Annotated in this window: 18 protein-coding genes and 3 tRNA genes; 13 read left to right on the forward strand and 8 right to left on the reverse strand. The window is 73.1% G+C overall.

Annotation, left to right across the window (positions count from 1 at the left end):
* The first annotated feature begins 68 nt into the window (after positions 1-68).
* From IH80_RS0103420 to IH80_RS0103435, 4 genes are all read left to right on the forward strand, one after another.
* Positions 69-731 carry a LysE family transporter gene (locus IH80_RS0103420; RefSeq protein ID WP_051808736.1) on the forward strand — a complete coding sequence of 221 codons (663 nt, stop codon included), beginning with the start codon at positions 69-71 and terminating at the stop codon, positions 729-731.
* A 22-nt stretch (positions 732-753) separates the two neighbouring features.
* On the forward strand, positions 754-1,215 hold the full coding sequence (locus IH80_RS0103425) for a hypothetical protein (RefSeq protein ID WP_234432108.1): 462 nt from the start codon (positions 754-756) through the stop codon (positions 1,213-1,215).
* A gap of 120 nt (positions 1,216-1,335) precedes the next feature.
* The gene (locus IH80_RS0103430) at positions 1,336-2,118 is read left to right on the forward strand and encodes a sulfite exporter TauE/SafE family protein (protein WP_030957556.1); all 783 of its coding nucleotides are present in this window, start codon (positions 1,336-1,338) and stop codon (positions 2,116-2,118) included.
* A gap of 68 nt (positions 2,119-2,186) precedes the next feature.
* Positions 2,187-3,557, forward strand: coding sequence for a carboxyl transferase domain-containing protein (locus IH80_RS0103435; protein WP_030957558.1), 1,371 nt, complete (start codon positions 2,187-2,189; stop codon positions 3,555-3,557).
* Between the two features lie 86 nt (positions 3,558-3,643).
* On the opposite strand, the gene IH80_RS0103440 is transcribed toward IH80_RS0103435, so the two are convergent.
* On the reverse strand, positions 3,644-4,486 hold the full coding sequence (locus tag IH80_RS0103440) for an AraC family transcriptional regulator (protein WP_030957559.1): 843 nt from the start codon (positions 4,484-4,486) through the stop codon (positions 3,644-3,646).
* Positions 4,487-4,534: 48 nt separating this feature from the next.
* On the opposite strand from IH80_RS0103440, the gene IH80_RS0103445 reads away from it, so the two are divergent.
* Positions 4,535-4,897, forward strand: a complete 363-nt coding sequence (locus tag IH80_RS0103445) for a cupin domain-containing protein (protein WP_030957561.1) — start codon at positions 4,535-4,537, stop codon at positions 4,895-4,897.
* A 60-nt stretch (positions 4,898-4,957) separates the two neighbouring features.
* Here IH80_RS0103445 and IH80_RS0103450 read toward each other — a convergent pair whose 3' ends face one another.
* On the reverse strand, positions 4,958-6,220 hold the full coding sequence (locus IH80_RS0103450; protein WP_030957562.1) for an MFS transporter: 1,263 nt from the start codon (positions 6,218-6,220) through the stop codon (positions 4,958-4,960).
* A 217-nt stretch (positions 6,221-6,437) separates the two neighbouring features.
* Between IH80_RS0103450 and IH80_RS0103455 the strand changes: the two genes are divergently transcribed.
* Positions 6,438-7,595 carry a carboxylate-amine ligase gene (locus IH80_RS0103455; protein WP_051808737.1) on the forward strand — a complete coding sequence of 386 codons (1,158 nt, stop codon included), beginning with the start codon at positions 6,438-6,440 and terminating at the stop codon, positions 7,593-7,595.
* 64 nt (positions 7,596-7,659) lie between these two features.
* On the opposite strand, the gene IH80_RS0103460 is transcribed toward IH80_RS0103455, so the two are convergent.
* The 3 genes from IH80_RS0103460 to IH80_RS0103470 all read right to left on the reverse strand — a co-directional run bounded on the left by IH80_RS0103460 (position 7,660) and on the right by IH80_RS0103470 (position 8,069).
* Positions 7,660-7,733, reverse strand: a tRNA-Ile gene (locus tag IH80_RS0103460).
* 185 nt (positions 7,734-7,918) lie between these two features.
* Positions 7,919-7,991 (reverse strand) — tRNA-Asn (locus tag IH80_RS0103465).
* A 5-nt stretch (positions 7,992-7,996) separates the two neighbouring features.
* Positions 7,997-8,069, reverse strand: a tRNA-Asn gene (locus IH80_RS0103470).
* 145 nt (positions 8,070-8,214) lie between these two features.
* Here IH80_RS0103470 and IH80_RS0103475 point away from each other — a divergent pair.
* The 4 genes from IH80_RS0103475 to IH80_RS0103490 all read left to right on the forward strand — a co-directional run bounded on the left by IH80_RS0103475 (position 8,215) and on the right by IH80_RS0103490 (position 13,871).
* Entirely contained in the window at positions 8,215-8,520 is a 306-nt protein-coding gene (locus IH80_RS0103475) for a hypothetical protein (protein ID WP_030957565.1), read from the forward strand.
* A gap of 96 nt (positions 8,521-8,616) precedes the next feature.
* Positions 8,617-10,065 carry an FGGY family carbohydrate kinase gene (locus tag IH80_RS0103480; RefSeq protein ID WP_030957567.1) on the forward strand — a complete coding sequence of 483 codons (1,449 nt, stop codon included), beginning with the start codon at positions 8,617-8,619 and terminating at the stop codon, positions 10,063-10,065.
* Between the two features lie 153 nt (positions 10,066-10,218).
* On the forward strand, positions 10,219-11,952 hold the full coding sequence (locus tag IH80_RS0103485; RefSeq protein ID WP_030957568.1) for an ABC transporter ATP-binding protein: 1,734 nt from the start codon (positions 10,219-10,221) through the stop codon (positions 11,950-11,952).
* A complete protein-coding gene (locus tag IH80_RS0103490; protein ID WP_030957569.1) occupies positions 11,949-13,871 on the forward strand; it encodes an ABC transporter ATP-binding protein in 1,923 nt (640 codons plus the stop codon). Before IH80_RS0103485 ends, IH80_RS0103490 begins: the two co-directional genes overlap by 4 nt.
* A gap of 85 nt (positions 13,872-13,956) precedes the next feature.
* Here IH80_RS0103490 and IH80_RS0103495 read toward each other — a convergent pair whose 3' ends face one another.
* Complete coding sequence (locus IH80_RS0103495; RefSeq protein ID WP_420708754.1) at positions 13,957-15,096, reverse strand: RNA polymerase sigma factor; 1,140 nt, start codon at positions 15,094-15,096, stop codon at positions 13,957-13,959.
* A 161-nt stretch (positions 15,097-15,257) separates the two neighbouring features.
* Here IH80_RS0103495 and IH80_RS44525 point away from each other — a divergent pair, with 161 nt between their 5' ends.
* Genes IH80_RS44525 through IH80_RS0103510 form a run of 3 tightly spaced genes read left to right on the forward strand, consistent with a single transcriptional unit; the run spans position 15,258 to position 17,530 of the window.
* Complete coding sequence (locus tag IH80_RS44525; RefSeq protein ID WP_030957573.1) at positions 15,258-15,701, forward strand: hypothetical protein; 444 nt, start codon at positions 15,258-15,260, stop codon at positions 15,699-15,701.
* Complete coding sequence (locus IH80_RS0103505; RefSeq protein WP_030957575.1) at positions 15,701-17,062, forward strand: hypothetical protein; 1,362 nt, start codon at positions 15,701-15,703, stop codon at positions 17,060-17,062. Before IH80_RS44525 ends, IH80_RS0103505 begins: the two co-directional genes overlap by 1 nt.
* Positions 17,063-17,065: 3 nt before the next feature.
* Positions 17,066-17,530, forward strand: a complete 465-nt coding sequence (locus IH80_RS0103510) for a hypothetical protein (protein WP_030957577.1) — start codon at positions 17,066-17,068, stop codon at positions 17,528-17,530.
* 52 nt (positions 17,531-17,582) lie between these two features.
* Here the strand turns inward: IH80_RS0103510 and IH80_RS0103515 are convergent, their stop codons facing one another.
* Together IH80_RS0103515 and IH80_RS0103520 are read right to left on the reverse strand one after the other, a co-directional pair.
* Positions 17,583-19,682: a molybdopterin oxidoreductase family protein gene (locus IH80_RS0103515; RefSeq protein ID WP_234432109.1), complete on the reverse strand. Its 2,100-nt coding sequence runs from the start codon at positions 19,680-19,682 to the stop codon at positions 17,583-17,585.
* Between the two features lie 56 nt (positions 19,683-19,738).
* Positions 19,739-20,104: a hypothetical protein gene (locus IH80_RS0103520; RefSeq protein ID WP_234432110.1), complete on the reverse strand. Its 366-nt coding sequence runs from the start codon at positions 20,102-20,104 to the stop codon at positions 19,739-19,741.
* Positions 20,105-20,131 lie beyond the last annotated feature (27 nt).

Below are 20,131 nucleotides of genomic sequence, written 5' to 3' on the forward strand. Positions count from 1 at the left end.
CGCGATTCTCGCAGTCGCACCCGATATTCGCGTCCATAGCGCGGGCGCGAGGCCCGACCCTCGCCCGTATGAGCGAACTGATGACGCCGGCCCTGGCGGGCGCCGCCGCCGGTCTGGGCGTGGCGATGCCGATGGGTGCGATGAGCGTGCTGCTGCTCCAGGAGGCGATGCGGCACCGCCGGACGGCGGTGGCCGCGGCCACGGGCATCGCCGTGGTCGACCTCGGCTACGCGGCCCTCGCCACCGCCCTGGGCCCCTGGGTGGCTTCCCACATCGCCCCCGTCGAGGCGTGGGTCCGGCTGGCCTCGGCCGTGATCCTGCTGGCCATCGCGGCCCACGGCCTCTCCGGAGCCCGCTCGAAGGCGGCGGTCCCGCCGGTGCCGGATCCCGGGCAGGACTCCGTCCCCGGGGGCACCACGCGCACGGCCACCGACCTGCGGCCGGCCAAGGCCTTCGCCCGCTATGTCGCCCTGACCGCGGTCAACCCCACCACCGCCCTCTACTTCGCCGCCCTCACCACCGCCCAGGGCGCCACCCTCGGCTCCGCCCCGGCCGGGGCGGCGTTCCTCGTCGGCGTCGGCGCCGCCTCCCTCCTCTGGCAGCAGGCCCTCGTCGCGCTCGGCTCCCTCGCGGGCACCCGCATCTCGGCCGCCGCCCGCGTCTGGACCTTCCGCCTGGGCTACGGCCTGGTCGCCGCCTACGCGGTGAGGATCGCCCTGCCGCTGCCGTGACGGGCTGTCGGTGCCGCGTGTGATGCTCGCCGGCATAGGTGCTCTCTTCGGCTACTACGCCGCCCACGACTACGATGACGCCGAGCGGGCGGTGCGGCGCGACGGCGGCGGACCGACCGGCACCGGATACGACCAGTTCGTGGTGAAGGGCATGGATCCGGTGGTGGAGCTGCTGCCCGCCGAGGTGCTCCTCACGGGCCGGTCGGCGGAGGCCGTCGAGGCCGATCCCCGACACGGCGGGCTGATCGCGACGGCCGGAGACGGCGAGGTGATCAGCGTGTCGCTCACCGACGCCTTCCGCGACTCCCTCGCGGTCTCCGGCCCCGAGCAGCTGGACCCGGTTGCACGCGCCTGGTGCGGCTCGGACGTCTTCGCCGCGCCGCCCGGACCGGAGGCGCTCGCGGAGTTCCTGGACGCGCTCGCGGCGTTGGCGCGCCGGGCCGTCGCACACGACCGGCGCCTGTACGGCTGGATCTCGCCGTAGGGCCGACCGCCCTGCCGCCGTCCGCAGCGACTGCGGTGTTCACGAGAACGTCATGGACCTGGCCCGCCCGCGGGGCGAGGCTTGGACCGGTGGGCGGTGATCTTCCGGAAGGCGGCGGGCATGACGTGGTCGGCAGGGCTGCTCGGGTTCGCCGCCGGACTGCTGATATCGGTGGTCACCGCGCCCGTGGGGATCTCCGGGGCGGTCTTCCTGCTGCCCGTGCAGGTCAGCGTGCTGGGGGTGCCGAGCCCGGCGGTGACACCCACCAACCTCCTCTACAACGTCGTGGCCGGTCCCGGCGCCCTGCTGCGCCACCACCGGACGGGCGGCCTGAAGGGGCCCCTCACCCGTCTGCTCGTCGCCGGGACCGTCCCCGGCGTGGTCCTCGGCGCGGTGATCCGCGTGTTCGCCGTCCCCGGCCCGCGCGTCTTCCGCCTCCTCATCGCCGCACTGCTGCTCCCCCTCGGACTGTGGCTGCTGCTGCGGACCCTGCGCCCGGCGCCCGCCCGCACGGCCCGCCCGCCCTCGCCGCGCGCCACGACGGCGCTGGCCCTGACCGTCGGCGTGGCCGGGGGCGTCTACGGCATCGGCGGCGGCTCCCTGCTCGGCCCCGTCCTGGTCGGCCGCGGGGCGCCGGTGGCCGCCGTCGCGCCCGCCGCCCTGGCCGCGACCTTCGTCACCTCGCTCGTCGGGGCCGTCACCTACGCGCTGCTCTCCCTCGCCACCACGGGCTCCGTCGCCCCCGACTGGCTCCTCGGGCTGTCGTGCGGGGCCGGCGGCCTGATCGGCGGACACCTCGGCGCCCGGCTCCAGCCCCACCTGCCCGAGAGGGCCCTGCGGCTGCTGCTCGGCGGCCTGGCCACGGCCGTCGGGGCGCTGTACGCCGTCCAGTTCGTGGGCTGACCGCCACCGCCCGGCCGAAGTACTGTCGCCCGGAGACGACTTCGACCGATCCGACCTGGGGTGCACCCGTGACGACGACCCGCCTCTCGGCCCGCGCGGCCATCGCCTCCGTGACCGACCCCGGCTCCTTCGCCGAACTGCCCGCGCCCCACCGGGAGTCCCCCGCCGACGGCCCGCTGGCCTGGTCCGGGTACGACGCCTCCCGCGCCCGCGCCACCGAGCGCACCGGCGAGCAGGAATCCGTCGTCACCGGCACCGCGCTCATCGGCGGCCGCGAAGCCGTCCTGATCTCCTTCGAGTTCGGCTTCCTCGGCGGCTCCCTGGGGCAGCGCACCGGCGACCGGCTCGAAGCCGCGTACGCGCACGCCCGCGAGCACCGCCTGCCCCTGGTCTCGCTCATCGCCACGGGCGGCTCCCGGATGCAGGAGGGCATGCTCGCGCTGACGCAGCTGCAGCGCGTGGCCCGTCAGAGCGTCCTGACCCGGGCCGCCGGACTCCCCCAGCTCGCCGTCCTGCGCGATCCGACCACCGGCGGCGGCTGGGCCACCCTCGGGGCCGGCGCCGACGTGGTCCTCGCGCTGCCCGGCGCCCAGGTCGGCTTCGCCGGGTCCCGGGTGCGGCCGGCGGACGCGGACCCGGCGGCGTACAGCGCCGAAGGCCAGTACGCCGCCGGTCAGGTGGACGCCGTGGTCCCCGCCGCCCACCTGCCGGGCACCCTCGCGCACTGGCTCCGCGTCCTGGCCGCGCCCCGCTCCGGCGAGCCGGTCGAGCCCCCGGCCGCGCTGGCCGACGTACGCCCGCCCGCCACCGGCTGGGACGCGGTACGCCAGGCCCGCGACCCCGGCCGGCCGCGCGCCGAGGCGTACCTGGACGCGTACTTCGAGCTGCGCCTGCACCTCTCCGGGGACCGGGCGGGCGGTACGGACCCGGGCATGCTGTGCGGGTTCGGGCTGCGGGAGGGCCGGGCCGTGGCCTACGCCGCCCAGTGCGGGACGGCCACCCGCCCGGCGGGTTACCGCACGGCCGCCCGCGTGGTCCGCCTCGCGGACCGGCTCGGCATTCCCGTCCTCACCCTGGTGGACACCCCGGGCGCGGCCAACGACGCCGCCGCCGAGCACGCGGGCGCCGGCGCGGCCATCGCCGACACCTTCGCGGCGCTGGCGGCGGCCACCGTCCCCGTCACCACCCTCCTGATCGGCGAGGGCGGTTCGGGCGGCGCCCTCGCGCTGGCCGCCCCGGGGAACACCTGGGTGACCCCGGACAGCTACTTCTCGGTCATCGCCCCGGAACTGGCCGCGGCCATCCTCAAGCGTCCCCCGTCCGCCGCCGCGGCCACGGCGGACCAGCTCCGCATCCGCCCCCAGGACCTGGTCTCCCTGGGCGTCGCCCGCGGCGTCGTCGGCCCCGACGGCCCTCGGGACAGAGCCGACAGGGCCTAGCGTCGGCGGGCCAAAGGCCCCTGCGGTGGGAGCGTCTCACCTGCCGGGGGTGATGGCGGGCCCCCGGACGGATCCGTGCCCCTCCTTCACACGCGGGATCGGGCGAACCTGGCCGGGCTGGTCCCGACGTGCCGCGCGAAGTGCCGCGCGAGGTGGGCCTGGTCGTAGAAGCCGGCTTCCGCCGCCGCCTGCGCCGGCCGGGCCCCCGCGAGCAGCAGGCCCCGCGCGACTGCGACCCTCCGCCCCGTCAGGTACGCGTGCGGCGGCAGCCCGTAGGCCGTCCGGAAGCTGCGGATGAGGTGGGTGGGATGGACGTGGCCGAGCCGGGCCGAAGCCTCCTCCAGCGTGACCCCCTCCACCACCCGGGCGTCCAGGAGCTCGCGCAGCCGTACGGCCAGCCGCGTGCCCGGCGCCGACCCGGCCGCACTGGTCGCCCCGGCCGCCGACGGCTCCCCGCGCCCCGCCAGCCACCCGTGCAGCCGCTCCTGTACGAAGGCCAGCCGTGACTGTGCCTCCAGAGGGTCCCGCTCCCGCTCCCCGAGCGCCAGGTGCAGCCCGTGCACACGCTCGCGCAGCGCGGGGTCGGCCAGCAGCGGCGCGTCCACGGCGGCTCCGGTCAGCCGCTCCGGCAGCACCGAGGTGTCCAGGTACAGGACGCGCTTGCGAAAGCCCGTCTCGGTGACGGTCCGACCGTCGTGGACCACCCCGGGCGGCAGCAGGACCACCGCGTCCGACACCCCGGCGCCGTGGCGTTCCCGGTCGAGGGCGAAGTCCACCCGCCCGCCGTCCACGATCATCAGCGCCCAGGTGTCGTGCACATGGGCCGGATACGCGTGCTCGGTGAAGCGGGCGTGGAAGACCTCGGCGATGCCTGGCACCGGCGGCTGCCAGGCGCACACGGTGCTGCGCGGCGAAGGTATCGCGGCCATGTCAGGAACGTACAAGACCGGCCGCCCGCCCGGCACCAGGCTGTCCGCATGACGACACAGAAGATCGACATCGCCGGGAAGCTGGCCGGTTTCACCGAGCAGTGGTCGCCGCGCCGCATCGCCCGCGTCAACGACTACGAGGTCAAGGTGGCCAAGGTCCGGGGGGAGTTCGTGTGGCACGCCCACGAGGACACCGACGAGCTGTTCCTCGTCGTCTCCGGCACCCTGACGATCCGCCTGCGCGACGGGGACGTGGTCCTGGGCCCGGGCGAGATGTACGTCGTCCCGCGCGGGGCGGAGCACTGCCCGTCGGCCGACGAGGAGGCCCACATCCTGCTCTTCGAACCCTCCGGCACCGCCAACACCGGCGATGCGGGCGGCGAACGCACCCGCGAGCCGGTGGACGCGTAGCCGGTCCGACCTGGTGCTGTGACCGCCGAGGTTCACCGGGTCGCGGCGCCCGGCACGGCACTAGGCCTGCGGGGCGTGGGCGTCGTAGCGGGCGAAGTTGCGCCAGCGCAGGGCGAGCAGGCCCACCACCAGCACGCAGGCCAGCCCGCCGCCCGTGACCGCGGCGGCCGGGGAGGTCAGGTCGGCGGCGGTCCCGGCGAGGAAGTCCCCGAGCCGGGGCCCGCCCGCGACGACCACGATGAAGACGCCCTGGAGGCGCCCCCGCATGTCGTCGGGGGTGGCGGCCTGCAGCATGGTGGTGCGGAACACCATCGAGACGGTGTCCGCGTACCCGGCCAGAGCCAGGAAGAACAGCCCGAGCCACAGGTGCCGCGTGAGGCCGAACACCGCGATGGCCAGCCCCCATCCGGCGACGGCGAGCAGGATCGCCAGCCCGTGCCGCCGGATCCGTGCCTGCCAGCCGGAGAAGAGCCCGCCGAGCAGCGCCCCGGCGGCGATCGCGGCCACCATGAGGCCGACCGTCTTCGCGTCGTCCCCGTACCAGAGCACGGCGATGGCGGGGAACAGCGCCTTCGGCTGGGCCAGCACCATCGCGGCCATGTCGGTGAAGAACGTCATCCGGATGTTGGGCCGGGTACCGAGGAAGCGCAGTCCGTCGGCGACGGAGGCCCTCCCCCGCGCGCCCTCCGCCCGGTCCGGCTTCATCGACGGCAGCCGCCACATCGCGTAGAGCGCGGCGGTGAAGGTGAGGGCGTCGACCAGGTACGCCCACTCGTACCCGCCGAGGGCGACGATCAGGCCGCCCAGGGCAGGGCCGACCATCGTCCCGAAGGTCATGGTCACGGAGTTCAGGGCGTTGGCCGCGGGCAGCTGTTCCGCCGGCAGCAGCCTCGGGATCATGGCGGACCGCGCCGGGCCGGTGAGTGCCCCGCAGACGGCCTGGAGCGCGACGACGGCGTACAGGAACCAGACGTGGTGCCGGCCGAGCAGCGCGGCCACGGCGAGCGCGACCGACAGCCCCGCGGCGCCGAGGGAACTGTAGAGGCCGAGCTTGCGCCGGTCCACGGTGTCGGCGATGGCCCCGCCGTAGAGGCCGAAGACGATCAGGGGGACGAGGGAGAAGAGCCCCACCAGCCCGACGGCGAAACTGGAGCGGGTGATGTCGTAGACCTGGAGCGAGATCGCGAGGGCGGTCATCGCCTGGCCGACCCAGGAGATCGTCCCGCCGAACCACAGTCTCCGGTAGTCCGGGGACGTGCGCAGCGGGGTGAGGTCGGCGAATATCCGCCGTCGGGGGCGGGTTGGCGAACTGGTACGAGTCACATCGGATGATAAGCATCGACCCGTCGGCCCCCACCGGGGTGCCGCCCACCCGCTTCACCCACCGGCAACAGTCGCCCCATCCTGCTCCGGGCTCCCGGAGCGGGCGAAGCGTTGCCGGTAACTCGCCACTATCACCGCACATTTGACTGATTCGCCGCGCGCTCCTCACCTCGTGTTCAGCTCATGATGAAAAGACTCGTATGTCCAGGGAGGCGTAGTGATCGATCCTGGCAACAGCACCACGAGCACCGGCACGACGCACAACACGGTGCGCCCCACCGTGCCCCTCACCCTCGGCGTCGAGGAGGAGTTCCTGCTCGTCGACGCCCGCACCCTCCGGGTGGTCCCCGCCGCCCCGCTGGTCCTGGCGACGGCCGACGGGCTGCCGGGCGAGATGCATCCCGAGGGCACCCGCTACCAGGTGGAGATATCCACCCCGGTCGCCGACTCGGCGTCCTCGCTGCGCGCCGAGCTCGCCGCCCTGCGGCGCACCCTCGGCCGGGCGGCCCGCGCCCACGGCTGTCGGCTCCTGGCCGCGCCCTCGCCGGTCGTCGCGGTCGACGGGCCGCTGCACCTGACCGATGACGAGCCGCGCCAGCGCGAGCAGCACCGCCGCTTCGGCGCGCTCACCGACACCCTGGTCAGCTGCGGCCGCCACATCCACATCGGCACGCTCGACGTGGACACGGCGGTGGCGGTCTCCAACCGGATCAGACCATGGCTGCCCACGCTGATCGCGCTGGCCGCCAACTCGCCGTTCTGGGGCGGCCGTGACACCGGTCACTGCAGCTGGCGGGCGATGGCCTGGTCCGGGTGGCCCTCGGCGGGGCTGCCTCCGCACTTCACGTCCACGGCCCACTTCCGGCGCTCCGTGCAGACCCTGCTCGGTTCGGGGGCGGCCCTGGACACCAAGATGGTCTATTGGGACCTCCGGCCCTCCGGGCACTGGCCGACGCTGGAGTTCCGCGCACCGGACATGTCCCCGGGCGTCGACTCTGCGGTCCTCCAGGCCGAACTGGCCCGCGCGCTGGTGGCCACGGCGCTCCGCGAGATCGCCGAGCAGCGCCCGGAGCCGGCCGTACGGGACGACGTACTGCGCCTCGCGCGCTGGCGGGCGGCCCACGACGGCCTGGAGGGCTTCGGCCTCGACCCCTACACGGGCGCGGAACTCCCGGCGGCCGACCTCGCGGAGGCCCTGCTGGACCTGGTCGCCCCGGAACTGGCCGCCGCCGGTGACCTGGACCACGCCGCCAAGACCCTCGCCGGGCTCCTGCGCGACGGCTCGGGCGCCCACCGCCAGCGCACGGCCTACGCCCGCCGCCAGGACCTGACGGACGTCCTGCGCCACCTCGTGGACGAAACGGAGGACTTCTAGCCGGGCCGACCCCCGGAAACGCCGAAGCCGCAGGTGCGATCGTTTCTGCACCTGCGGCTCGCAGTGGGGCGGGTGGGACTCGAACCCACGGCCGACGGATTATGAGTCCGCTGCTCTAACCGGCTGAGCTACCGCCCCTTCACGGCGTGGCGCGTACACGTGTGCGCGCCGTCTGCCGCAGCATAGCCGCTCATACGATCTCCTGCTTCGGATGCCTCGCATGATCGGCTTCGTCTGTCCAGAGAGACCGCGCTGAGGGCTGCCCGGTTCCCGGAACGGGCGACAAAGCAAGAAGAGGACCCCGTAGGGTCCTCTTCTCCTTGCTCCCCCGGCTGGACTCGAACCAGCAACCCTCCGGTTAACAGCCGAATGCTCTGCCAATTGAGCTACAGGGGACTGCGCTCCCCCGACTGGACTCGAACCAGTAACCTGCCGGTTAACAGCCGGCTGCTCTGCCAATTGAGCTACAGGGGATTGCTGCGGTGCATCGAACGGCCCACCTCCGGCCTTGCCGGGGGGCGAGCGCTCGTTGCGAGACATAGATTAGCGCAAGCAGGGGGGTGCTCCGCCAATCGGTATCGACAGCAGGCCGGGCACCACACGACGAAGGGTGACAGGCATGCGGTACAAGGTCACGTTCGTGGTCGGACTGGCCCTCGGGTACGTGCTCGGAACCCGGGCCGGGCGCGAGCGCTACGAACAGCTCAAGAAGTCCGCCCGTCAGATCGCGCAGAACCCGGCGGTGCGCAACGCCGCCGAGACCGCCGGCCACACCGGCCGGGAGTACGCCGGGAAGGCCTTCGCCGCGGTGAGCGAGAAGGCCGGCGGCGCCGTGCCGGAGTCGCTCGCCCGACGGGTGCCCGGCCTGCGCGGCCGGACGGGTGGCGGGGTCGGCGACGACGAGTGGGGCACCAGCAACACCTGATGCGCCACCGGCCCTGCCCGGAGCCCCTGGGACCCATGTGGTTTCAGGGGCTCCGGGACGGTCAGGACCGGCCCCGCGTGCGGCAGAATTCTCCGCATGGGGATAGTCGCCGGGCTGGACAGCTCTTCCGCCTTCACACGCATCGTGGTCTGTGACACCGAGACCGGCGCCGTGCTGCGCCAGGGGTACGCACCCCATCCGCAGCCCGTGGGCGAACCCGACGGCGCCAGCCCCCACGAGACCGACCCGCAGGCCTGGCTGCTCTCGCTCGGCGAGGCCGCCGGCGGCGGGATCCTGGAGGGCGTCCAGGCCATCGGCGTCTCCGCGCAGCAGCACGGCCTGCTGCCGCTGGACCCGCAGGGCTCACTGGTGCGCCCCGCCCTCGTCGGCAACGACAAGCGCGGCCAGGTCGCGGCCGCCGACCTCACCGAGGCCCTCGGCGGACGGCACGCCTGGGCCGAGGCGGTGGGCTCGGTCCCGCACTCCGCGCAGCCCGTCGCGAAGCTGGCCTGGCTGGCCCGCACCGAGCCCGAGGCGGCCCGCCGGGTGGCCGTGCTGATGTCGCCGCACGACTGGCTGGTCTGGCAGCTGCTGGGCCGCCCGGCCCGGCGGACCACCGACCGCGGCGGGGCCTCGGGAACCGGCTACTGGTCGGCGGCCTCCGGAGCCTGGCGGCCCGATCTGGTGGAGCTGGCGCTCGGGCACCGGGCCCTGCTGCCGGAGGTGCTCGGCCCGGCCGACGCGGCCGGGACCACGCCGGAGGGGCTGCTGATATCCGCCGGTACCGGCGAGACGATGGCCGCGGCCCTCGGCCTGGGGCTCGGCCCCGGCGACGCGGTCGTCTCCCTCGGTGCCTCCGGTTCGGTGATGGCGGTGCACCACGAGGCGCTGTCGGAGCCGGGAGGGCTGATCACCTCCCTGGCCGACGCCACCGGCATGCACCTGCCCGTGGTGAACACCTCCAACGCCGTACGGGCCCTGCGCGGCACGGCCGAGCTGCTCGGCACCGACCTGGAGGGGCTGTCCGAGCTCGCGCTGAAGTCCACTCCGGGCGCGCACGGCCTGGTGCTCCTGCCGTACCTGGAGGGTGAGCGGACGCCGAACCTGCCGCTCGCCGCCGGGACCCTCACCGGGCTGCGCCGGGACTCGATGAAGCCCGAGCACCTGGCCCGGGCGGCCTTCGAGGGCATGCTGTGCGGGCTGGTGGACGCCCTCGACGTGCTGCGTTCGCGCGGGGTCGAGATCCGCCGGGTGTTCCTGCTGGGCGCGGCCGCCGAGCTGCCCGCCGTGCAGGCCGCGGCTCCCGGGCTGTTCGGGACCCAGGTCGTCGTGCCCGCACCGGCGGACTACGCGGCGCTCGGCGCGGCCCGCCAGGCGGCCTGGGCCCTCGGTGTGGCGCAGGGCACCCTGGCACCGCACACCCCGCCGGTCTGGCCGGCCCCCGCGGCGCAGGTCTTCGAGCCGGACGAGGACTTCCCGGCCTGGCAGGGAGTGCGCCAGCAGTACATCGCCACGCGGGAGCAGATCCACCCCGGGGCGTTCTGACCGCGGCCGGATCCGGGCGGGCGCGGGGGTCGTAGGACCCGCGCCGTGCGGCTGGTCCTTTTGACCGGCCTTTGCGAAATCCGGTGGGGATCGGTGGGCCGATTGGCCGAAGATGGGTTGAACCCCCTCGATCGTGCCGACCGGAGCCTGCGCGTGCTCATACGACTTCTGCGGACCCATCTGGGTCCGTACCGGAAACCCATCGCGGCGCTGGTCCTGCTGCAACTCCTGCAGACCAGCGCCAGCCTCTACCTGCCCACCCTGAACGCCGACATCATCGACAACGGTGTCGTCAACGGCGACACCGGCTACATCCTGCGCTTCGGCGCGCTGATGCTGGGCGTCTCGCTCGTCCAGCTCGTCTGCAACGTCGGAGCCGTCTACTACGGCGCCCGCACGGCCGCGGCCGTCGGGCGCGACGTCCGTGCCGGCGTCTTCGACCGGGTGCAGAGCTTCTCCGCCCGGGAGCTGGGCCATTTCGGTGCCCCGTCCCTGATCACCCGTACGACGAACGACGTCCAGCAGGTCCAGATGCTGGTGCTGATGACCTTCACCCTGATGGTCTCGGCGCCGATCATGTGCGTCGGCGGCATCGCCATGGCGCTCTCGCTGGACGTGCAGCTGTCGGGCGTCCTGCTGGCCGTGGTGCCCGTGCTCGGGATCTCGGTCGGCGCCATCGTCTACCGGACGCGGCCGCTGTTCCGCCGGATGCAGGACCGCCTGGACACCGTGAACCGGGTGCTGCGCGAGCAGATCACCGGCAACCGGGTGATCCGCGCCTTCGTCCGCGACGACTACGAGAAGGACCGCTTCCGCGAGGCCAACGCCGACCTCACCGGCGTCTCGCTCGCCTCGGGCCGGCTCCTCGCGCTCATGTTCCCGACCGTGATCCTGGTCGTGAACATCTCCAGCGTCGCCGTCATCTGGTTCGGCGCGATGCGCGTCGACACCGGCGGCATGGAGATCGGCCAGCTGACGGCCTTCCTCGCCTACCTGATGCAGATCGTCATGGCCGTGATGATGGCCACCTTCATGTTCATGATGGTGCCGCGGGCCGAGGTGTGCGCGGAGCGCATCCAGGAGGTGCTGGACACCGAGTCCAGCGTCGTCCCGCCCGTCGACCCGGTGCGCGAACTCACCCGCCGCGGCGTCCTGGAGCTGCGCGGCGCCGACTTCCGCTACCCGGGCGCCGAGGCCCCGGTCCTGCGCGGCGTGGACCTGGTGGCCCGCCCCGGCGAGACCACGGCGGTGATCGGCTCCACCGGAAGCGGCAAGTCCACGCTCCTGGGGCTGGTCCCCCGGCTGTTCGACGCGACCGGTGGCGAGGTGCTCGTCGACGGCGAGGACGTACGCCGGCTCGACCCCGAACTGCTGGCGAAGACGGTCGGCATGGTGCCGCAGAAGCCCTACCTGTTCTCCGGCACCGTCGCCTCCAACCTGCGCTACGGCCGCCCGGACGCCACTGACGAAGAGCTGTGGCAGGCCCTGGAGGTGGCCCAGGCCAAGGAGTTCGTCTCGGCGCTGGAGGGCGGCCTGGAGGCACCGGTCACCCAGGGCGGCACCAACGTCTCCGGCGGCCAGCGCCAGCGCCTGGCCATCGCCCGCACGCTGGTCCAGCGCCCGGAGATCTACCTCTTCGACGACTCCTTCTCGGCCCTGGACTACGCGACGGACGCGGCGCTGCGCGCGGCGCTCGCCCGCGAGACCGAGGACGCGACCGTGGTCATCGTCGCGCAGCGGGTCGCGACGATCCGCGACGCCGACCGGATCATCGTCCTGGACGAGGGGCAGGTCGTGGGCGAGGGACGCCACCACGAGCTCATGGCCGGCAACGAGACCTACCGGGAGATCGTGCTCTCCCAGCTGACGGAGGCGGAGGCCGCATGAGCGGGCCCGGAGGACGGATGATGATGGGGCCGGCCCAGCGGTCCCTGGACTTCAAGGGATCGGGCAAGCGGCTGCTGGCCCAGCTCGCGCAGGACCGGGCCAAGCTGTGGGGCATGGTCCTGGCCGTCGTCGGCAGCGTCGCCTGCGCGGTCGTCGGACCGAAGATCCTCGGCGAGGCGACCGACCTGGTCTTCGCGGGGATCGTCGGCCGGGAGATGCCGGCCGGTGTGACCAAGCAGCAGGCGCTGGACGGGATGCGCGCCCGCGGCGAGGACGGCATGGCGGACATGCTGTCCGGCACCGACTTCACCCCGGGCCAGGGCATCGACTTCGGCGCCGTCGGGGTCGTGGCGATCTGGGCGCTGGTGGTCTTCACCCTGGCGGGCCTGCTGATGCTGGTCGCGACCCGGCTGTCGAACCACGTCATGAACGGCACCCTGTACCGGATGCGCGAGGAGCTCCAGGCGAAGCTGTCGCGGCTGCCGCTGTCGTACTTCGACCAGCAGAAGCGCGGCGAGGTGCTGAGCCGGGCCACCAACGACATCGACAACATCGGCCAGACGCTCCAGCAGACGATGGGTCAGCTGCTGAACTCGCTGCTGACCATCGTCGGCGTGCTGGCGATGATGTTCTGGATCTCGCCGCTGCTGGCGCTGGTCGCGGTGGGGACCGTCCCGGTCTCGGTCTACGTCGCCGCGAAGATCGGCAAGAAGTCGCAGCCGCAGTTCGTGGAGCAGTGGAAGACGACCGGCACGCTCAACGCCCACATCGAGGAGATGTACTCGGGGCACAACCTGGTCAAGGTCTTCGGCCGTCAGAAGGAGTCCGCGGCGCTCTTCGCCGAGCAGAACGAGGCGCTGTACCGGGCATCGTTCAAGGCGCAGCTCGTCAGCGGCATCATGCAGCCGGTGATGTTCTTCATCTCGAACATCAACTACGTGCTGATCGCGGTGGTCGGCGGGCTCCGGGTCGCCTCCGGCACCCTGTCGATCGGTGACGTGCAGGCCTTCATCCAGTACTCGCGGCAGTTCTCGATGCCGCTGACCCAGGTCGCGTCGATGGCGAACCTCGTGCAGTCCGGTGTCGCCTCGGCGGAGCGGGTGTACGAGCTGCTGGACGCCCCGGAGCAGGAGCGCGACGCCGACGTGCCGGAGCGTCCGCAGGAACTGCGCGGCCAGGTCACCTTCGACAAGGTGGCCTTCCGCTACGAGCCGGACCGGCCGCTGATCGAGAACCTCTCGCTCTCGGTGGAGCCGGGCCACACGGTCGCGATCGTCGGCCCGACGGGCGCCGGAAAGACCACCCTGGTGAACCTGCTGATGCGGTTCTACGAGGTCACGGGCGGGGAGATCGCCCTGGACGGGGTGGACATCGCCAAGATGACCCGCGAGGAACTGCGCGGCGGCATCGGCATGGTGCTCCAGGACACCTGGCTGTTCGGCGGGACCATCGCGGAGAACATCGCCTACGGCGCCTCGCGCGAGGTCACGCGCGCCGAGATCGAGGAGGCGGCGCGGGCGGCGCACGCGGACCGGTTCATCCGGACGCTGCCGGACGGCTACGACACGGTGCTGGACGACGAGGGCGCGGGTGTCAGCGCGGGCGAGAAGCAGCTGATCACCATCGCCCGGGCGTTCCTGTCGGACCCGGTGATCCTGGTCCTCGACGAGGCGACGAGCTCGGTGGACACCCGTACCGAGGTGCTGATCCAGAAGGCGATGGCGCGGCTCGCGCACGGCCGTACGTCCTTCGTGATCGCGCACCGGCTCTCCACGATCCGCGACGCCGACCTGATCCTGGTGATGGAGAGCGGCTCCATCGTGGAGCAGGGCACGCACGAGGAGCTGCTCGCGTCGGGCGGGGCCTACGCCCGGCTGTACGCGGCGCAGTTCGCCCAGGCGGTCGCCGAAGTCGACTGAGACCGGACGGTCCGGACCGGTCCGCCGGGGAGCGGGGGTGGGGGCGTCCTTCGGGGCGCCCCTTGCCGTTCGGGCAGTGCCGGCTTCAGTCGAGGTATCCGCGCAGCTGGTCGGCGAAGGCATGGTCGCGGAGCTTGTTGAGGGTCTTGGACTCGATCTGGCGGATCCGCTCGCGCGTCACGCCGAAGATGCGGCCGATCTCCTCCAGGGTGCGCGGCCGTCCGTCCGCGAGCCCGTACCGCAACTGCACGACCTTGCGCTCGCGTTCCCCGAGGGTCGACAGGACCGCTTCCAGGTGCTCGCGCAGCAGGAAGAAGGCGGCCGACTCCACGGGGGAGGCGGCGTCCCCGTCCTCGATGAGGTCGCCGAGCGCGACGTCGTCCTCCTCGCCGACGGGGGCGTGCAGGGAGACCGGCTCCTGGGCGAGGCGCAGCACTTCCAGGACCCGCTCGGGGGTCAGCTCCAGGTGGACGGCGACCTCTTCGGCGGTGGGCTCGTAGCCGCGTTCCTGGAGCATGCGGCGCTGGACGCGGATGACCCGGTTGATCAGCTCGACGACGTGGACGGGCACGCGGATGGTCCGGGCCTGGTCGGCGAGGGCACGGGACATGGCCTGCCGGATCCACCAGGTGGCGTAGGTGGAGAACTTGTACCCGCGGGCGTAGTCGAACTTCTCGACGGCCCGGATCAGCCCGAGGTTGCCCTCCTGGACCAGGTCGAGCATGGTGAGCCCGCGGCCCACGTACCGCTTGGCGACGGAGACGACCAGCCGCAGGTTCGACTCGATGAGCCGGCGTTTGGCCATGCGCCCCATGACGACGAGCCGGTCGAGGTCGAGGGCGAGCCGGGAGTCGAGGTCGGGGGTGTTGCCGAGCTTCTCCTCGGCGAACAGTCCGGCTTCGACGCGCCGCGCCAGATCCACCTCCTCGGCGGCGGTGAGCAGCGGGATCCTGCCTATCTCGCGCAGGTACTGCCGGAACAGGTCGGCGGAGGGTCCCGCTCCGCCCCCGCTCCCGTCGCTGTCCCGCCGGCGCTGCAGAGGTACCGGCTCGATCAGTTCCAGTACCTCGGGCTCTTCGTCCACGGCTTCGGCCTCCGAGGACTCGCTCGCGTTCACGGTCAGGGTCCGGGTCTGCACGGGGGCGACCTCCAGGGCTCCGAGGACGGGGGCACCGCATTCAGTGTGGGGTAAGACACATGGCTGCCACGAGGGGCGTGCGAGCACTTTCTGAGTCCGGTGCGTGACCGATGGTTACCCTCGGCCGGGAACCCCGATGCGGATCGGACGCATGTCCGAGATGATCGATTGCCGGACCGCGGGAGACGACTGACCTCCTGTCAAAAACCGGTACCCCAGTGCGAATCGGGGTGTGCGAGGCTGGGGACATGACGTTCGATTTCGAAGCGGAATGGACACGGGCGAAGGGGGACGCCGCCCTGCGTCTGGCCTCCGCCGGGCCGTCGCCGTCTCCGGCTCCCTCAGCGAGCCCCTCCGCGACCCCGGCCCCTGCGGCGGGGGACCCCGACCTCGCCCTCGTCCACGGCCCCGTGCGCTCCAAGGCGTCCGGGATCCGTACGGCGAGCGCCGAGGCCCGGGGCAGGTCCACGCTCGACGACGCCGAGGCCGTGGGCCGCAGCCACGCCGGATGGGCGGCGGGGACGGCCAGCAACGACTGCGTGACCGCCTGGCAGCGCCGACTGCGGGAGCTCGCCGACCTGGTCGACGACGCGGCCGACGCCCTGACCACGGGCACGAACGCCGTCAACGCCGAGGACCAGGCGATAGCCGACCGGCTGCGCGCGGCCGGCGGCGTGCTGGAGGACGCCTGATGGTGTCCGTACCCGAGCTGAAGCAGGCCGATCCGCAGAAGTGGCGCACCGCAGCCGACGACGCGGTGGCCGTGGCGAAACAGTGCGACGGCCTCGCCTCGTACGCGCGCCAGGACGTCGCCCGGACGGTCGACCGGTGCTGGGTCGGCGAGGCCGGACGCGCCGCCACGGAACGGTTCGTGAAGCACGCCGACGACTACGAGACGTCCGCCTTGGCCCTGCGCGCGATGGCCAAGGCCTACGACGACCTGGCCGAGGCGATCGTGGGGGCACAGCGGGACCTGAACAGCGCCCTGGACTACGCCCGCGCCCGTGACCTGAAGGTCGACGACAGCGGCCGGGTCCAGCTGGCGAAGCCCGTCATGGTGCCGCAGGGCAGCACCGAGCACCTCGAACCGGTCAACCACGCGCAGGGAATCATCACCGAAGCCCTGCGGAAGGCCGGCCAGGCCGACGTGGACACGGCGCGCGCCCTGCGCACGATCGAGGGGCTGACCGCCGTCTCCGACCCGAAGCTGGCCAAGGAGGCCCTGACGCCCGGGTCCCCGCTGGCGGTCGCCCTGGCCCTGGCAGGCGGTACGGACGGACTCCACCCGATCAACGTCTCTCCGGCCCAGTTCGCCGCGGTGAACCGGGCCGCGGCCGAGACCGGCATCAGCCGCAAGCTGCTCCTGGCGATCCTGTGGCAGGAACAGCAGTGGTACCAGAACTTCAGCCCCGGCCTGACCGGTCCGCTGGCCCAGGCGGGACGGATCTTCAACTGGACGCTGCAGCAGACCGTCAAGCCCGACAAGTCCCTCGGCATCACGCACATGAAGCCGGACACCGCGCGGGCGGTGATGGACGACAACCGGAGGGCGTTCACGCTCCCGGACGGCACCTTCCTCGGGGACCTCGACGACGCGCGGCTCACCAAGTACATCGAAGAAAATCCCGACGAGAACATCCGCATGAGCGCCTACCACCTGCAACGCCTGCAGGAAGAGCCCTACGGGGCGAAGACCGACAAGCAGCTCTTCACCCTGTACGCGGCGGACACCCCGGGGGTGCGGGAGCTGAACGAGCAGTACGGCGACGAGTCGGGCGAGCGGGCCAACGACATCAGGACCCGGGGCGAGAACTGGGACAGGCTGGAACCGCACCTGGACGACGCGATGGCCTGGCACGCGCTCACGGATGAGCAGCGGGCCGGCGCCGTGCGGCAGCTCGAGTCGCAGACCCCGGCCGGACACCACGTCTCCGTCGACCCGATCTACCACGAGGGCGGCGGGCCGCACACCGGAACGGGAACCGGTCCCGCAGAACCGGGTACTCCCTCCCCGAGCCCAGGCCCGGCGCCCACACCGCCGAGGAGCAACTGACGCATGCGCACACCGAAGTGCGTCCCCCTGCTGCTGGGGGTGCTGCTGACCCTGAGCGCGTGCGGCCTCGTCGACAGGGACCGAGGACGCCCTCCGCTGACGCCGATGCCGAGCAACGTGCCGACCGGCCCCGAGTACGCCTCGGTCGACGACGTGGTCACCGCCCTGGGGAAGGGCGGCTTCGACTGCAAGGTGACCCTGCGGAACGAGAACAAGTTCGGCTCGGACGCCGTCTGCGAGGTGCAGCACCGTGGGACCACGGTCTACAACCATGTCTCTGTGCTGAGCACGGCCCGCTTCAGCAGGGACGAGGTGGGCGACAGCATCGAGGTGGGGCGCCGGGCGTACGGTCACACCATCGTCGCCGCCGGCAACTGGTTCATCTGGGTCCGGCCCGGGGTCTACGCCTACGACATGGCCGCGGCACTGCCCGGCAGCGTGGTCCTGGAGCCGCTCCCCGCGAAGTAGGCGGGGCCGGCCCGGGTCTGCCCTCGCGGCGCTCCCCGGCCGGCCCCGCCGATCAGGCCGGGCCCTGGGCCGGCTCGACGCGGACCGCGCAGACCTTGAACTCCGGCATGCGGGAGGTGGGGTCGAGGGCCGGGTTGGTCAGGGTGTTGGCGCGGCCCTCGCCCGGCCAGTGGAAGGGCATGAAGACCGTGTCCGCGCGGATGGTGTCCGTGATGCGGGCCGGTGCCACGGCGCGCCCGCGGCGGGAGGTGACGGCCAGCGGGCTGCCGTCGACCGCGCCTATGCGGGCGGCGAGGCGGGGGTGCAGTTCCACGAACGGGCCGGGTGCGGCCTCGTTGAGCTCTTCCACCCGGCGGGTCTGGGCGCCGGACTGGTACTGGGCGACCACGCGGCCGGTGGTGAGCAGGATCGGGTAGTCCGCGTCGGGGACCTCGGCGGCCTCACGGTGGGCGACGGGGACGAAGCGGGCCCGGCCGTCGTCGGTGGCGAAGCGGTCCAGGAAGAGGCGTTCGGTGCCCGTGGAGCCCTCGGGGCAGGGCCAGAAGACGCCCTGTTCGGCCTCGATGCGGTCGTAGGTGATGCCGGAGTAGTCCGCCGGGCCGCCGGCGGAGGCGCGGCGCAGTTCGTCGAAGACCTCTTCGGGGGAGGTGGGGAAGCCCTTCTCGACGCCGAGGCGGGCGGCGAGCCCGTGCAGGACGTCCAGGTCGCTGCGGACGCCCGGGGGCGGGGTCAGGGCGCGGCGCCGCAGCAGGACGCGGCCCTCCAGGTTGGTGGTGGTGCCGGTCTCCTCCGCCCACTGGGTGACGGGGAGGACGACGTCCGCGAGGGCGGCCGTCTCGGAGAGGACGACGTCGGCGACGGCGAGGAAGTCCAGCGAGCGGATCCGGTCCTCGATGTGTGCGGCGCGGGGGGCCGAGACGACCGGGTTGGAGCCCATCAGGAGGAGGGACTTCACGTCGGTGCCGAGGGCGTCGAGGAGTTCGTAGGCGCTGCGGCCGGGTCCGGGGAGGCTGTCGGGGTCGACGCCCCAGACCGCGGCGACGTGCGCCCGGGCGGCCGGGTCGGTGAGCTTGCGGTAGCCGGGGAGCTGGTCGGCCTTCTGGCCGTGCTCACGACCGCCCTGGCCGTTGCCCTGGCCGGTGAGGCAGCCGTAGCCGGAGAGCGGGCGGCCGGCCCGGCCGGTGGCCAGGCACAGGTTGATCCAGGCGCCGACGGTGTCGGTGCCCTTGGACTGCTGCTCGGGGCCGCGGGCGGTCAGCACCATCGCGGAGTCCGGTGCGCAGAAGAGGCCGACCGCCTCGCGCAGGGCCGGGACCGGGACGCCGGTGATGCGTTCCACCAGCTCGGGCCAGTGGGCCATGGCGGCGGCCCGGGCCGCTTCCCAGCCGGTGGTGCGGGCGGCGATGAACTCCTCGTCGGTGCGGCCGTCGGCGACCACGAGGTGCAGGAGGCCGAGGGCGAGGGCGAGGTCGGTGCCGGGGCGCGGGGCCAGGTGCAGGTCGGCCTGTTCGGCGGTGCGCGTGCGGCGCGGGTCGATCACGATGAGGGTGCCGCCGTTGGCCTTGAGCTCGGTGAGGTAGCGCAGGGCGGGCGGCATGGTCTCGGCCAGGTTCGAGCCGACGAGGATCACGCAGCCGGTGCGGGGGATGTCCTCCAGCGGGAAGGGCAGGCCCCGGTCGAGCCCGAAGGCCTTCTGGTGGGCGGCGGCGGCCGAGGACATGCAGAAGCGTCCGTTGTAGTCGATCTGCGAGGTGCGCAGGGCGACGCGGGCGAACTTGCCGAGCGCGTAGGCCTTCTCGTTGGTGAGCCCGCCGCCGCCGAAGACGCCGACCGCGTCGGGCCCGTGTGCGCGGGCCGTACGGGCGAGGCCCGCAGCGACCGCGTCGAGGGCCTCCTCCCAGGTGGCGGGTTCGAGCCGCCCTGCGTGGGTGCGGACGAGCGGTTCGGTGAGGCGCACCCGGGAGGAGAGCACAGCGGGGGCGGTGCGGCCCTTGCCGCACAGTGCGCCCCGGTTGACCGGGAAGTCGGCGCGCTCTTCCACCGTCACACCCGCGCCGCCGGCCTCGGGGCGCAGGTTCATCCCGCACTGCAGCGCGCAGTAGGGGCAGTGCGTGGCGATGGTGGATCCCGGCGTGTGCATACGGTTCAGCATGCGTCGGTGGTGTTACACGGGCCGCCGCTCCGCGTTACGGCTCGGGGTGCTCGACCTCAGCGCGGCCCGCCGCCCCCGGTGAGGGCGGCACGCAGCGCCGGCCGCAGCTCGGGCCGGTCGAGGACCTCCACGAACATGATCCGGCCGTGGACGACGTCGATCAGGTGCCCGCGGGCCGGGAACAGCGCCACGTTGCGGTGGCCCGGCCCGGAGGGCGTCCCCGGCGGGTGGGGCGCGGTGCGGAAGCTCCGGCAGAAGTCGTCGCCGCAGCCGCAGTCGGCGAGGGGACGGAGGTCGTGTGCGCAGAGGGCGAGATCGCGTTCGCCCTCCTCCTCCAGCAGCGTCACGAGTTCGGCGCTCAGCTGCGGGAGGACGTCGCGCAGCAGGGGTGCTGGTGCGGTGGTGTGCTCGTCCTGTTCCACAGGGCGGACCGTAGCCCTGCGCTCCGG

This window comes from Streptomyces sp. NRRL S-378, assembly GCF_000720645.1.
Classification (GTDB): Bacteria; Actinomycetota; Actinomycetes; order Streptomycetales; family Streptomycetaceae; genus Streptomyces.